Here is a 13,855-nt window from a genome sequence, read left to right as displayed (position 1 = left end):
GGCAGCCCCGTGAGAGTGACCGGCGAGAAGGCCGGCGCCACCAGGGCCGGGGCGATGCACCGGAGGTCCCGTCTCAGCCGGCGTCCCGACCCTCGCGTTCCGCGGCGCCCGCGGCGGGGACGGTGTTCCGGGCCGGAGCCATCGCCCACCGGATTCCCGCCGTCACCACCGTGCCGAGCGGGCGCACGCAGAGCCGGTCGGCCACCGGCAGCCGCGGCAGCCACAGCTCCCGGGCCGCCCAGGACGGCAGCATTGCCACGGCGTTCGCGGCCACGGCCCCGTACGGCAGGCGGGCGAGCAACGGCACCGGCGGGCGCAGCAGCAGGTACCTGGCCGTGGCGCGGGCCTCGGGCGTCGCCCGCAGCTCGCCGCGGTAGGCGGCCAGCCGCCTACCGAGTGCCGCTCGGTCGGTGGGTGGGTCCGGCACACCGAGCGCACGGGCGATGTGCGCCATGTCGGCGACGTAGCCGTCGCAGCCCGCGTCGTCCAGCGGCCGGGCGCCGTAGCGCTGGTGGGCACGGAGGAAGCTGTCGACCTCGGCGATGTGCACCCAGCACAGCAGATGCGGGTCGGCGGCGGCGTATGCCCGGCCCTCCGCGGTCGTGCCGCGCACCCGTGCATGGACGGCCCGTACCCGGTCGCAGGCCTCCTGGGCGCTGTCGGCGGGCCCGTAGGTGGTGACGGCGAGGAAGGTGCTGGTGCGCTGCAGCCGCCCCCAGGGGTCGCCGCGGAATCCCGAGTGCGTGGCCACGGCGGCCATGGCCAGCGGGTGCAGCGACTGCAGCAGCAGGGCCGACAGACCGCCGATGAACATCGAGGCGTCACCGTGCACCCGGCGCACGGGCCGGTCGGCGGCGAACCAGCGCGGTCCCGGTGCCCCGTGGATGTGCGCGCGGTTCGTCGGGCCCTCCGGCCCCGCCACCCGGGAGAAGATCGCCTCGCCGACGGCCTCGCGCAAGGGCGCGAGGTCCGGGAAGAGTGCCATCGGCCGCCTCCTTGCTCGCCGGGCCGCGACAGGGCCGTGCCGTTCCCATGGTGCGCCACCCGGTTCCGACCGGGACAGGCCCGTGACCACCTTGTGGCCGCGGTGGTCACCGGCCCGCCCACCCGGCCAGCCCGCGCAGGACGGCGCCGCGGCCCCGGTCCGGCACCGTCCACAGGGTCTGTCCCCGCACGCCCCACCGCTCCAGCAGCGCGTTCGCGGCGAGGAACCCGGTGGTCGCCGCGCGCTCCATCAGGGCCACCGGCAGGTCCGCGCGGACCAGATCGCCGGCCAGGACCACCGCCGGGTCGGGGGTGCGCACGGTCGGCCGGCCGGCGAAGCCGCCCACCGGGAACAGGGGGCAGTCGCCGCGCCACTCGTGCCGGGCGTCGACGACCGTGGCCGTCCTGGTCTCCGGGTAGACGTGGCGCAACTGGTCCAGCAGGCGCTTCTCCTCGACGTCGCGGGACGCCTCCGGCGGTACGGCGTACGCGTGCAGCTCCACCACCGAGCCCCCGGTGCGCGCGGCCCAGCGGGACGCCTCGTCCTCCCAGCGCTCCAGGACGCTGATGTTGTCCAGGGTGCCGAACCCGCTGGTGCCGAGGAAGCCCGGCCGGTCCCGCGCGACCGGCCGGTCCAGCCACAGGCGGCTGACCAGGAACGGCGGTGCCGTGCGCAGCCGCGCGATCCGCTCGCGCCACGGGCCGTCGCCCAGCTGCCCGGAGCCGGCGACCAGGGCGCGCAGCCCCGCGGCGTCCAGGGCGAGGACCACGCCGTCGTGGCGTCGCTCGTCGCGGTCGGTGGCGACGACCTGGCCCCCGGAGACCGGCGCGACGTGCTCGACGGCCGTGCCGGTGCGCAGGTCGGCGCCGTGTCCGGCCAGGTAGCCGGCCAGCGGGTCCCACAGGGCTGTGGGGAAAGGGGCGCGGGGCACGTCGAACAGCAGGCCCTCGGCGGAGCCGAGGAAGTAGATGTGGAACATCAGAGCCATCTCCGCCGCCGACAGCTGCCCGGGATCGGCGAAGAAGCTCCGGGAGAACACCTCGAACGCCAGGTGGCGGGCGCGTTCGGGGAAGCGGACCGCGTCCAGGAAGTCCTTTGCACTGGTGCCGTCCAGCTGCTCGTAGATCTCCGGCACCCGCACGTCGAGCAGCGCGAGCGCGGCCACCGGATCCATGGCGCGCAGGTCGCGCAGTCCGAAGGAGCGGCTGAGCGCGACGAAGCCGAGCGCGCTCCACGGCGGGGTGCGCGGCACGTGCCGGAAGCTGTCGCACAGCCCGCTGCCGTGCAGCAGCGGGTAGTCCGGCAGGCCGGTCAGCCCCTCCAAGGCGGGATCGGTGCGCCGGAGCAGGCCCCGCAGGTTGTAGTACTGCCGGAAGAACGCGTGGAATCCCCGGCTCATCGTGACGGCGGTGCCGTCCCGGAGCGTGGTCGGCCACCCCCCGACGCGCCCACCGAGGTACGGCTGCCGTTCGTACAGCGTGACCGCCACTCCCCGCTCCGCGAGCGCGGTCGCCGCGGCCAGCCCCGCGATGCCGCCGCCGACCACGCCGACCGACGGCCGGGTGCCGCCGACGCGCGGCGCGCCGGGCCGGGCGGGCAGCATCCGGGCCCGCCGGTCCCGGCCCCGGCGTGCACCGTCCCGGCGGGACGAGGAGGAGCCCGTCACCCGGCCTCCTCGTCGGTGGTCGCCCGGCGGGCGACGAACGTGTGCGTGATGCCCGTCTGCCAGCCCGGCAACGGCAGGGCCCTGACCCCGCGGAAGCCGGCCGCGCGGACCCGGCCCGCGAAACGCCCGGCGGTGTCGAACGCCACGACGCTGCGCCACAGATGACGGTAGAGCGCACCGTCCCCGAGGACGGCCGCGACGGGCTGCACCACCCCCCGGCAGACCAGCGTCCACACGGCCCGGTCCGTGCTCCGCCCGCTGAGGGCGTACTCGTGCACGCCCAGCCGCCCACCGGGCCGCAACAGCTCGTGCACCGTGGTGAGCACGGCATCGGGGTCGGTGACGTTGCGGAACAGATAGGCGGCGAAGACCGCGTCGAACGGCCCGCGTACACCGGCTTCCCGCAGACGCTCCGCCGGCGCGTGGACGAACCTCACCCCGTCCGCCCAGGGCTTGGCGGCGGCTCGCCCCAGCATGCCCGCGGACGCGTCCACGGCCGTGATGTCCGCGCCCGGCAGGACCGCCCGCAGCGCCGCGGTCGAGGCTCCGGTGCCGCAGCCGAGATCCAGCAGCCGCAAGCCCGCGCCGTGCCCGGGAAGCCCCAGGCGGCGCACCGAGCGGCGCAGGTGGGCGTGGTAGCCGGGGTTGACGGCCACCAGCGCGTCGTAACTGCGGGACGCGTGGTCGAACGCGGCGGCGAGATCCTCGTCGCGCAGCAGGGTCATGCGGTCTCCCGGAGACGAAGGGACGGGGCGGATCAGTCGAAGGGGCGGCGCGGCAGCCCGGGCAGCTCCACCGCGGACCGCAGCATCGGCCCGACCGGGGTGCGCACGCCGATGGAGAGGTCCTCCCACAGGCGGGTGCGCCCGTCGAGGAAGCGGAGCAGCTGTGCCAGGGGCACCTCCGCGAACAGCCGCGAGAACAGCGCCGGGCCGTCGACCCGTCCGCTGTCCAGCGCCCGCAGCAGTACGGCGTCCATGGCACGCGACCGTGCGGAGTGGACGGCGGGCGGCACCGGCCGCCGCCCCCGGCGCAGGGCGGCGGCCACGGCCCGCGTCTGCCGCTGCACGCCGGCGAAGGTGTATCCGGTTGCGGGGCGCGTCGCCCCGCCCGCGGCACCGATGCGGAAGACCGAGGCCCCCACTTGCCGCGGTACCGGCGCGTCCGTCATCGGGATCACCCCGGTCTCCGTCGCCAGGGTCCGGACCGCACCCAGCCGCAGCACCTCCTCGGCGTACTGCCGCACAGCTGTGTCGTAGCCGCTCGCGGTGAGCGTGCGCGCCGAGAACTCGGTGTACTCGACCAGCGCCTCGTGGGCGCCGAGCGGCAGCACGTACCCGAAGGACAGGCCGTGGGCGGGCTGCGGCGTGCGGAAGTCCATCAGCTCCGCCGTGCCCGGCTCGAACGCCGGCCGGGCCGTGCGTACGAACCAGCCGTGGAAGTGCTGCAGCAGCGTCGTCCGGGCGGCCGGCAGGCTGCCCAGCGGGCGGGAGTCGAAGACCCAGCGGGCGCTGAGCACACGTGACCGTCCGTCGGCGTCCTTCATGTGCACACGGGCGCCCCCCGCGACGTCCTCCACCGTCTCCACGACCGCCTCCACCCGCCGCACGTGGGGACTGCGCCCCAGGTCCCGTTCCACCAGGCACGTGAAGTCGTCGGAACGGATCATCTTGTAGCGCAGGGGCGCGATGGCGCCCTCGACGGGTGCACCCACCGGCGGGTGCACCCGCAGCCGCCCCCAGTCCGCCCGCACCGCCGCGTCGAAACGGCCGCGTCCCGCCTCCCAGAAGCACCAGGTCCGCGGAGGTGGCCGCAGGGGGCCGGGGGGAGCGTCCACCAGGACCACGGACGGCGTTCGCGTGCCGGGCACACGATCGGCCAGCCGATGCGCCAGGGACAGCCCCGCGGCTCCCGCACCCACCACGGCCACCTCGGTCTCCGGCACGCCGCCTCCCTCCGTGTCCGACCCTGGTCGGCGCAGCCGCCGTCGGCGCCGGCGCCGACGGCGGGTTCCCGTTCCCACACCGCACGCCATGCTTCCCCGCCGCGGGCCCCGGCGGATGCAGCAGGGCGGGAGAGGGACGGCAGATGCAGCAAGGCGGACGCAGGCGCGTGACACGGACGGAGGAAGAGCGGCGCCCGGTGCGGAACCCGCGGACCGGAACCGGGAAGGGACGGACCGGGCGGCGCACCCGGAGGACGGGCCCCCGACGACCGGCCGGCCCGGCACGACCGAGGCCCGGTACCGCCCCGCATCCGTACACGCCCCCCGCGCCGAAGCAGACGGGTGACGAAAGACACCGAGAACCACGACGAGAGGAACCGGGATGCGGCCCACACAGGCGAAGGAATACCCGGCGGCCATGCCGCCCGTGCCACGCCTGGTCCCCGTGTCGGGATCGCCCGCCCGGGCGCGACCCGACGGACCGTCCGCCGACGTCGACCACGGCCCCGCGGCCGTCGCCACGGACGCGCTCCGCCGGGACGGCCCGCTGCCCGCGGTCCTGGGCGACGCGCACACCGTCGACGCCGACGTGCCCGCCGCCGTCGGCCGCATGCTGGAGCATGTGCTGGCCGACCGCCTGGCCCGCGCCGGCCTGGTCGATCCGCTGTTCGCGAGGGACCTGGCCGACCGGGTCGCGCGCTTCACCCAGGAGGGCGGCAAACGCGTCCGGGCCCAGCTGCTGTGGTGGTCCCTGCGGGCCTGCGGCGGATCGGACCCGGCGGCGGTCACGGCCGCCCTGCGGACCGGCGCGGCGCTCGAACTCCTCCAGACCTGCGCGCTCGTCCACGACGACGTGATGGACCGCTCGTCCCTGCGCCGGGGCCGGCCCTCACTGCACGCGGACGTCCGCGTGCAGTACGCCGACCACGCACCGCCCGACCGCGTCGGCCGCTTCGGGGAATCGGCCGCGATCCTCGCCGGCGACCTCGCCCTCGCCTGGGCCGACGACCTGGTGGCCGAGACCCCGCTGCCCGCCTGGACCGCGATCGTGGTGCGCCGCCTGTGGAGCGACATGCGCACGGAGATGGTCGCCGGCCAGTACCTCGACGTCCAGGGCCAGACCACGGGCGCCCTGTCCATGCCGCGCGCCCTGCGTGCCGCCTGTCTGAAGAGCGCCCTGTACTCGGTGGAACGCCCTCTCGCCCTGGGCGCCGCCCTGGCCGGCGCGGACGACGCCACCCTCAAGCGGCTCTGCTCGGCCGGCAGGTGCGTCGGCATGGCCTTCCAGCTCCGGGACGACCTCGACGACCTCTTCGGCGATCCCTGCCGGACGGGCAAGACCTGCGGCGGCGACATCCGCGAGGGCAAGCCCACCTACCTGGTCGCCCTGGCCCGCGCCCGCGCCGAGGCCGCCGGGGACCGCGCCGCCCTCGGCGTGCTCGACCGCTGCCTCGGGAACACCGGCCTCACCCTCGCGGACCTCGACGACGTACGGGACGTGCTGACCGGCACGGGCGCCCGCGCCACCGTCGAGACGAAGATCGACCGGCTCGTCGCGCAGGGGCTGCGCCACTTCGACGGTGCCGTCCTCGACCCGGACACCGGCCCCAGGCTGCGCACGATGCTCGGCGCCGCGGCAGCCGCCAGCACCGCCTGCGGACCCCGCCCCGCACCGGGCACCCCCGCATCCGTGCCGCGGACCGCCTGCGCAGAGGAGAGCCGAGGATGAGCCGCACACTGCCCGGACGCACCGACCACGTCGTGGTGGTCGGCGCCGGACTGGCCGGACTGTCGTCCGCCCTCCACCTGCTGGGCGCCGGACGCCGTGTCACCGTGGTCGAGCGCGACGCCCTCCCGGGTGGCAGGGCCGGGCACCGCGCCCTGGGCGGCTACCGGATCGACACCGGACCCACCGTGCTGACCATGCCCGACCTCGCCGACGAGGCCTTCGCCGCGGTCGGCGACAGCCTGCGCCGACGCGTCGACCTCATCCCCCTCCACCCCGCCTACCGGGCCTGCTTCGCCGACGGAAGCGCCCTCGACGTCCACACCGACGCCGACGCGATGACCGCCGAGGTCGAACGTTTCGCAGGACCGGCCGACGCCGCCGGCTACCGGCGGCTGCGCGCCTGGCTGGAGAAGCTCTACCAGGTCCAGATGCGCCGCTTCATCGACGCCAACTTCGACTCCCCGCTCGACCTGCTCACCCCCGACCTCGCCCGGCTCGCGGCGCTCGGCGGCCTCGGCCGGCTCGACGCCCGGATCGGCGGATTCCTGAGCGACGGGAGGCTGCGCCGCGTCTTCTCCTTCCAGTCCCTGTACGCGGGTGTCCCACCGGCCCGCGCCCTCGCCGCGTACGCCGTCATCGCCTACATGGACACCGTCGCCGGCGTGTACTTCCCGCGTGGAGGCATGCACGCCCTGCCGCAGGCCATGGCCGACGCCGCCACCGACGCGGGCGCCGACCTGCGGCTCGGCCACCGGGTGACCCGCCTCGAACGCTCCGGCGAGCGGGTCACGGCCGTCGTCACCGACCAGGAACGCATCCCCTGCGACGCGGTCGTCCTCACCCCCGACCTGCCCGCCGCCTACCGGCTCCTCGGCCACCGGCCGCACAGGCCGATGAGGCTCCGGCACGCTCCGTCCGCCGTGGTGCTGCACGCCGGCACCGACCGCACCTGGCCCCAACTCGCCCACCACACCCTCTCCTTCGGCGCGGCCTGGCGTTCCACCTTCGACGAACTCACCCGCAGCGGACGGCTGATGAGCGATCCCTCCCTGCTCATCACCCGGCCCACCGCCACCGACCCCGGGCTCGCGCCCCCCGGCCGGCACCTGCACTACATCCTCGCCCCGTGCCCCAACACCGACATCGGCCCGAGCGCCGCCGAGTGGGGCGACCTGGGCCCGCGCTACCGCGACACGATCCTGCGCGAACTGCAACGCCGCGGCCTCGACGGCATCGCCTCCGCCATCGAGGAGGAATGCCTGGTCACACCCGCCGACTGGCACGACCGGGGACACGCCGCCGGCACACCGTTCTCCGCGGCCCACACGTTCGCCCAGACCGGCCCGTTCCGGCCCCGCAACCTGGTCCGCGGCACGGAGAACGCCGTGCTCGCCGGCTGCGGGACCACCCCCGGCGTCGGCGTTCCCACGGTGCTGGTGTCGGGCAAGCTCGCCGCCGCGCGCATCACCGGGCTGCCCACCCGCGCCACCGCCCGCCCCCGCCCCCGCCCCGAGCGGACCCCCGTGCAGGAGGAGGTCACCCCATGAGCGAACGGGAACTCGACGCGGCCCGGATCACCGACCCCGCGCTGCGCGCCGCCTACCGGCACTGCCGCACCCTCAACGCCCGGCACGGCAAGACGTACTTCCTCGCCACCCGGCTGCTGCCCGTAGAGCGCCGGCCCGCCGTCCACGCCCTGTACGGCTTCGCCCGCTGGGCCGACGACATCGTCGACTCCCTCGCCCCCGGCGACCGCACCGCCGACCGCGGCACGGCCCTCGTCCGGCTCCAGGAACGCCTCGAGGACGGCCTGCACCGCGGACACAGCAGCGAACCGGTGGTGCAGGCCGTCGCCGACACCGCGCGCCGGTACGCCATCCCGCACGACCACTTCCGCGACTTCATGACGGCGATGCGTGCGGACCTGGTGGTGACCGACTACCCGACCTACGCCGACCTGCGGCGCTACATGCACGGCTCGGCGGCGGTGATCGGCCTGCAGATGCTGCCCGTGCTGGGCACGGTGGTCCCGAGGGAGGAGGCCGCCCCGTACGCCGCAGCCCTCGGCGTGGCGTTCCAGCTCACCAACTTCCTGCGGGACGTCGGCGAGGACCTCGACCGCGGCCGCGTGTACGTCCCCGCCGACCTGCTCGCCGGCCACGGCGTCGACCGGGACCTGCTGCACCGGTGCCGGAACACCGGCCGCGCCGACCCCCGGGTCACGGCCGCCCTGAAGGAGTTCGAGGCGCTCACCCGCGACGTCTACCGTCAGGCGGCACCCGGGATCGCCCTGCTCGACCCGGTCGCACGTCCCTGCATCCGCACCGCCCACGTGCTCTACGGCGGCATCCTGGACGCCGTCGCCCGCGACGGGTACGCCGTCCTGCACCGCCGCGCTGCGGTGCCCCGCAGGCGCCGGGCGGCGGTCGCCGCGGACGGCCTCGCCCGGGTGGCCGTCGCACGGCTCCGCCACGGGCGGACCGCCCCGGACGCCGCGCCGAACGGACCCGAACCCCGGCCCGTCGCCTCCGGTCCCGCGAACCGGACCTCCCCCGGGGAGGCCGCGTGAGCCCCGCTCCGCCCGACCGGCGCCGCCGCCTTCCGCTCTCCCTGCGCAGGCGTCCGGTCCCCTGGGAACGCCAGCAGCCCACCTGGCGCGACGCGAAACCCGCGGTGATCGCGCAGGCGCTGAAGCGGGCCCAGGCCCGCCCCTCCGGCAACTGGTTCGTCGTCGGCGCCTCCCGCACCCTGCGCGAGGCCCGGCCGCTGGCGCGGACGGTGGCCGGACGGGAGGTGGTCGTCTGGCGCGGCCCCGACGGCCGACCGCTCGCCGGGCCCGGGGTCTGCCCGCACCTGGGCGCCCCCCTGGCCGACAGCCCGGTCCGCTGCGGCACCCTGGTCTGCCACTGGCACGGACTCGCCCTGAACGGCACCCCGTTCGCGGGCTGGGAGCCGCTGCCCGTCCACGACGACGGCGTGCTGCTCTGGGTACGGCTGGACGGCGCCGGCGCGGAACCGCCGCTGGACGCCCCGGTCGTCCCGCGGCGGCCGGACCCGGCCCGTTCCGTGGCATCGGTCTACGTGGGCACCGGTGTCTGCGAGCCCGAGGACGTCGTCGCCAACCGTCTCGATCCCTGGCACGGCGCCTGGTTCCACCCGTACTCGTTCGTCGACCTCACGGTGGTGGACACCCCCAGGAGTCCCGGGGACACCGACGACGGCTTCACCGTCGACGTCTCCTTCAAGGTGGCGGGCAGGCTCGTCGTCCCGGTCCGCGCCGTCTTCACCGCCCCCGAACCCCGCACGGTCGTCATGCACATCACCGAGGGGGAGGGGCGGGGCTCCGTCGTCGAGACCCACGCCACGCCCCTGGGACCGGACGAACGGGGCCGCCCGCGGACGGCCGTCGTCGAAGCGGTGGTGGCGGCCTCCGACCGCCCCGGATTCGCTGTCGCCCGCAGGGCCGCGCCCCTGGTGCGCCCGCTGATGCGCACCGCGGCGTCGCGTCTGTGGCGCGACGACCTGGCCTACGCGGAACGGCGGTGGCGGCTCAGGTCCACGGGAGGGTTCCCCGGCTGACCCCACGGCAGCCGGGGACGGCGGGCGCGCCCCGCGCCGTCCCCGTCCCGCCCCGACCCCGGCAGCAGGCCGTGCCTGCCGCCCCGGTATCGCCGGGGGCGGACGGCGCCCGGCGCGGCGGGGCACGGGCACGGGCACAGGGCGAACGAGGCGCGACGGCCGGGACGGCAGGGGGAGCTGCCATGTGGCCCTGCCCACCGGCGCGTGCGACGCACTGCGCCGCGGTGGCCGGATCGTTCTCGGCGATCCTGTCGTGGACCCCGCCAGGACGACGTACCGGGGCCGCGCCGTGAGCACGACGGCGGGTGCCTCGCGCGCCGCCGACCGGTCGGCGGCGCGCACCGCCTGACGAGGGAGCAGGCCGGGGTGGCCCGCGCGCACCGGGCACGGGGGGGCGTTGTCAGTGGTCCCCACTAGGTTCGTTGGTGCCCCGCCGGTCCGGCGCGGGTCTTCCCTCGTGCTGCAAAGGAGATGATGCGTTGTCCGGCTTCGAGAGGTCGAGCGCGGCGCGGGTGCTGCCGCCCGCCCGGCCGCGCAAGCTCGCCAAGGTTCCGTTCGTGGAGCTGGCCGAGGGACGCCTGCAGGGTGTCGTCTCCAGCGGCTCGGCCGTCGAGCGGGTCTACGTCTCCGCGGTCACCACCCGTACGTACGCCTACGCGTGCAGCACCAACAACAACCGCCCCTGCGGCGGCGCCCGCGGTGGCTTCTGCAATCACATAGGCGCTCTCGTCAACGAGGCGGTCCTGCAGTTCGGCGCCGAGCGCGTGGCCCGCTACCTGAGGGTCGACCTCGGCGACGCCGAGGCGAACGCGCAGACCGTCCGCGCCGCCATGAGCGCGACCCGCCCTTCCCCGGCCGGCGGCAACGCCGCCGCCTCGGTCTTCAGCCGCTTCCTGCGCCATCTGGCCTATCTGGAACTCGCCCCGGTCACCTCGCCGTTGCCGGAGATGCAGTGGTTCCCGCCCACGCGGGCGGAGGACACCGCGGCGCCGCTGCGCGACGCCGGCACGGCGACCGCCGCCGAGGAGCACGACCTGCTCGGCGAGCCCGTCGACGGGCTCGCCGAGGCCCTCGCCCCCGTCGACGCCTTCGACCGGAGCCTGTCCGGCGGCCTCGCGCGCCCCGGGCCCGACCAGGCGGCGGCGCTGCGGGAGCTCGCCGACGCGGTCGCCGCGACCCCGCTCGCCGACGCCGTCTGCGAAGCCGCCGACAAGGCGGCGGCCGGCGCCGCGGGCGAGGACCACCTCCTCGCACTCGCCGCCGCCCGCACCGCGCTGCTCGGCGCCGCGCACGACGCGCTCACCGCACGCGCCGACGAGGTGACCGGCCGGACCCGCACCGAGGAACCCGGTTACACCGCCGCCGGGCCGCAGGCGGCGAACCTGCTCGCCGCCGCCCGCTCCTGGCTCTGCGACCTGGCACGTACGGGCTGGCATGGCATCGACCACGACCTGGTCGCCGGCTCCGGCCAGGTGATCTCCGCGATGCTCCCCGACCCGGAGCTGCGCCGGGCGGCCACCCTCCTCGACGGCTTCGCCGCCGAGCTCGCCGCGTCCTGCCCGGGCGCCTCGCTGGACCGGGCACCCCTGCGCCGCTGGGCGGACCTGTGGGCGCGCGGCATGCTGCTGACGGTGCCCGGAACCGCCGCAGCGTCCGCCCCCGAAACCGCCACCGGCAGGCTGCTGCCGCTCGGCGTCGACGTCCAGGAACACGCCACGGCCGCCCAGGCCCAGGTCCACGCCGTGCTCGAACCCGCCGACGGGAGCACGCCCCGGCTGGTCCGGGCGAGCGTGTCCGTGCCGAAGCCCGACACCGTCCTCGGCGCCGGCCTCTGGCAACTGCTGCGTCCGCACATGGCGCTCCTGGCGTCCGCGGCCGAGGGTCGCTGCATGGACGTCGTCGACATGCCCGTCACCGCCGAGGGCGAGCTGCTCTGGGACGACGAGCACGCCCGCCCGGGTGAGCCCGCCGACCCCTTCGCCACCGCACGCGTCGTCCTGCCCACCGCCACCGCGGCACCCGTGGCCCCCCTGGACCGGCACCCGGCGTCTCTCGCCCACCCGGTCCTCCTGGAGGACTACGCCGCCGAACAGGACGACGACACCCTGACGTTCGTCCTCCCCGGGCACCGGCTGACCGTCGACACCGACCGCGTCCCGTCCGCCGGCCCGCTCACCCCGCAGGCCGTCGCCGCGTCCCGTGCCTGTATCGGGCTGCTCCGCTGGGACGGCGGGCGTTTCCTGCTCCAGCCGCTCGCCGTGGAGAGCACCGTGCGCCGGAAGGCGGTGGCGCTGCATGCCGGGGCCTGGGCCGCCGGTACCACCGACAAGGCCGGGCTGAGGGCCGAGAAGGCCGCCACCGACGCGGTGGCCGTGCTGCGCGAACGTGCGGGAAGGCTGCTGCGGAAATGACCGACCACACCACCGAGGGCCCCGCCCTGCCCGACGCCGACGGCAACCGGCGGCAGCTTCTGTACTGGCGGCTGCTCGCCCGCCTCCTCGACCCCGAGGAGCAGCCCGGCCTCGAGACCGCGTCCCTCGCCGTCGTCGAGGACATCGGACTGCCGCCCGCGCTGCTGGACCCGCAGTCCTCCGTCGACGCCCTCGTGCAGCGCCACCCCGAACTGGCGGCCGAGTTCGACGGGCTGATGGTGCCCGAGTCCGACGGCTCGGACCGGGACCGGACCGCCGAGGTCCGGCGGGCCGCGCTGGCGTCCAAGGTGCTGCTCAACGTGTTCGCGACCGGCACCGGCACGGTCACCGCCGGGCAGCTCGCCCGCTGGCAGTCCGACACGGCCTGGCTGGAGCGTGCCCTGGGGTGCCGGCCGGGCGAACTGCGCGGCCAGCGCGGCGGTGCGGGCTCCGCGGCCGGTCCGACGGGCACGGCAGCCGGCGGCCGGGCACCCGACCTGAGCACGCTGCTTCCGGCGATCGGACCCGAACTCGGCGCCCTGGAGGCCGATCTGGTCAAGCGCATGCACCTGCGCGAGGTCCTCGCCGACCCGCGGCTCGCCGCACAGCTCACGCCGAGCATGTCGCTCATCGAGCAGCTGCTGCGCGACAAGAACAACCTCTCCGGTGTCGCCCTGGCCAACGCCAAAGCCCTGATCCGCCGCTTCGTCGACGAGGTCGCCGAAGTACTGCGCACCCAGGTGGAGAAGGCATCCGCCGGCACCCTGGACCGGTCGGTCCCGCCCAAGCGGGTCTTCCGCAACCTCGACCTCGACCGCACGATCTGGAAGAACCTCACCAACTGGGACCCCGAGGAGGAGCGGCTCTACGTCGACCGCCTCTACTACCGGCACACCGCCCGCAGGACGACGCCGCAGCGACTGATCGTGGTCGTCGACCAGTCGGGTTCCATGGTCGACTCGATGGTCAACTGCACCATCCTCGCCTCCATCTTCGCGGGACTGCCCAAGGTCGACGTCCACCTGATCGCCTACGACACCCAGGCGCTCGACCTCACCCCCTGGGTGAACGACCCCTTCGAGACGCTGCTGCGCACCAACCTCGGCGGTGGCACGGACGGCACGGTCGCCATGGCTCTGGCCCAGCCGAAGATCGCCGAACCGCGCAACACGGTCGTGGTGTGGATCTCCGACTTCTACGAATGGAAAGGCGGACCGCTGTTCGAGAGCATGGCGGCCATCCACCGTTCCGGCGCCAGATTCATCCCCGTCGGCTCGGTGACAAGCGCCGGTCGCGGGAGCGTCAACCCCTGGTTCAAGGACCGTTTCAAGGACCTCGGCACGCCGGTCGTCTCCGGCCACATCCGCAAGCTCGTCCACGAGCTCAGGACGTTCCTCGCCTAGGAGACTGCTGCCGCGACACCCGGCGCTGCGACCGGAACGGTCCGCGGCCCGGTGAACCGTCCGGTCGCGGAACCGGGTCGCGTTCCGGCAGGCGCCGGCCCACCGTCCGCCTCGCCTTCCCCGCTCACCCCCGTCAC

Annotated in this window: 11 protein-coding genes and 1 pseudogene; 8 read left to right on the top strand and 4 right to left on the bottom strand. The window is 75.7% G+C overall.

The features are described 5' to 3' along the window. Positions 1-73 precede the first annotated feature (73 nt). From I3F54_RS13535 to I3F54_RS13520, 4 genes are all read right to left on the bottom strand, one after another. On the bottom strand, positions 74-985 hold the full coding sequence (locus I3F54_RS13535; protein WP_240118965.1) for an oxygenase MpaB family protein: 912 nt from the start codon (positions 983-985) through the stop codon (positions 74-76). A 106-nt stretch (positions 986-1,091) separates the two neighbouring features. Further along, the gene (locus I3F54_RS13530; protein ID WP_240119018.1) at positions 1,092-2,588 is read right to left on the bottom strand and encodes an FAD-dependent oxidoreductase; all 1,497 of its coding nucleotides are present in this window, start codon (positions 2,586-2,588) and stop codon (positions 1,092-1,094) included. 59 nt (positions 2,589-2,647) lie between these two features. Continuing rightward, positions 2,648-3,376, bottom strand: coding sequence for a class I SAM-dependent methyltransferase (locus I3F54_RS13525; protein WP_240118964.1), 729 nt, complete (start codon positions 3,374-3,376; stop codon positions 2,648-2,650). Between the two features lie 32 nt (positions 3,377-3,408). Continuing rightward, complete coding sequence (locus I3F54_RS13520) at positions 3,409-4,596, bottom strand: lycopene cyclase family protein (RefSeq protein WP_240118963.1); 1,188 nt, start codon at positions 4,594-4,596, stop codon at positions 3,409-3,411. Between the two features lie 382 nt (positions 4,597-4,978). On the opposite strand from I3F54_RS13520, the gene I3F54_RS13515 reads away from it, so the two are divergent. The 8 genes and pseudogenes from I3F54_RS13515 to I3F54_RS13480 all read left to right on the top strand — a co-directional run bounded on the left by I3F54_RS13515 (position 4,979) and on the right by I3F54_RS13480 (position 13,718). Then, on the top strand, positions 4,979-6,325 hold the full coding sequence (locus I3F54_RS13515) for a polyprenyl synthetase family protein (protein WP_240118962.1): 1,347 nt from the start codon (positions 4,979-4,981) through the stop codon (positions 6,323-6,325). Continuing rightward, positions 6,322-7,872: a phytoene desaturase gene (locus I3F54_RS13510; protein WP_240118961.1), complete on the top strand. Its 1,551-nt coding sequence runs from the start codon at positions 6,322-6,324 to the stop codon at positions 7,870-7,872. The genes I3F54_RS13515 and I3F54_RS13510 overlap by 4 nt, the downstream gene beginning before the upstream one ends. Continuing rightward, complete coding sequence (locus tag I3F54_RS13505; protein ID WP_240118960.1) at positions 7,869-8,894, top strand: phytoene/squalene synthase family protein; 1,026 nt, start codon at positions 7,869-7,871, stop codon at positions 8,892-8,894. Before I3F54_RS13510 ends, I3F54_RS13505 begins: the two co-directional genes overlap by 4 nt. Next, the gene (locus I3F54_RS13500) at positions 8,891-9,904 is read left to right on the top strand and encodes a DUF5914 domain-containing protein (RefSeq protein WP_240118959.1); all 1,014 of its coding nucleotides are present in this window, start codon (positions 8,891-8,893) and stop codon (positions 9,902-9,904) included. The genes I3F54_RS13505 and I3F54_RS13500 overlap by 4 nt, the downstream gene beginning before the upstream one ends. Before the next feature lie 184 nt (positions 9,905-10,088). Then, the gene (locus I3F54_RS13495) at positions 10,089-10,253 is read left to right on the top strand and encodes a hypothetical protein (RefSeq protein ID WP_308373464.1); all 165 of its coding nucleotides are present in this window, start codon (positions 10,089-10,091) and stop codon (positions 10,251-10,253) included. Positions 10,254-10,383: 130 nt separating this feature from the next. Further along, positions 10,384-10,878, top strand: a pseudogene (locus tag I3F54_RS13490) (hypothetical protein); the annotation flags it as partial. A gap of 18 nt (positions 10,879-10,896) precedes the next feature. Next, positions 10,897-12,315 (top strand): hypothetical protein, encoded by a 1,419-nt coding sequence (locus I3F54_RS13485; protein WP_240119017.1) that lies wholly within the window; start codon positions 10,897-10,899, stop codon positions 12,313-12,315. Then, on the top strand, positions 12,312-13,718 hold the full coding sequence (locus I3F54_RS13480; protein WP_240118958.1) for a VWA domain-containing protein: 1,407 nt from the start codon (positions 12,312-12,314) through the stop codon (positions 13,716-13,718). The genes I3F54_RS13485 and I3F54_RS13480 overlap by 4 nt, the downstream gene beginning before the upstream one ends. Positions 13,719-13,855 lie beyond the last annotated feature (137 nt).

The sequence above is a fragment of the Streptomyces sp. MUM 2J genome (assembly GCF_022414535.1).
Classification (GTDB): domain Bacteria; phylum Actinomycetota; class Actinomycetes; order Streptomycetales; family Streptomycetaceae; genus Streptomyces.
This window is presented reverse-complemented; position numbering and strand designations above follow the sequence as displayed.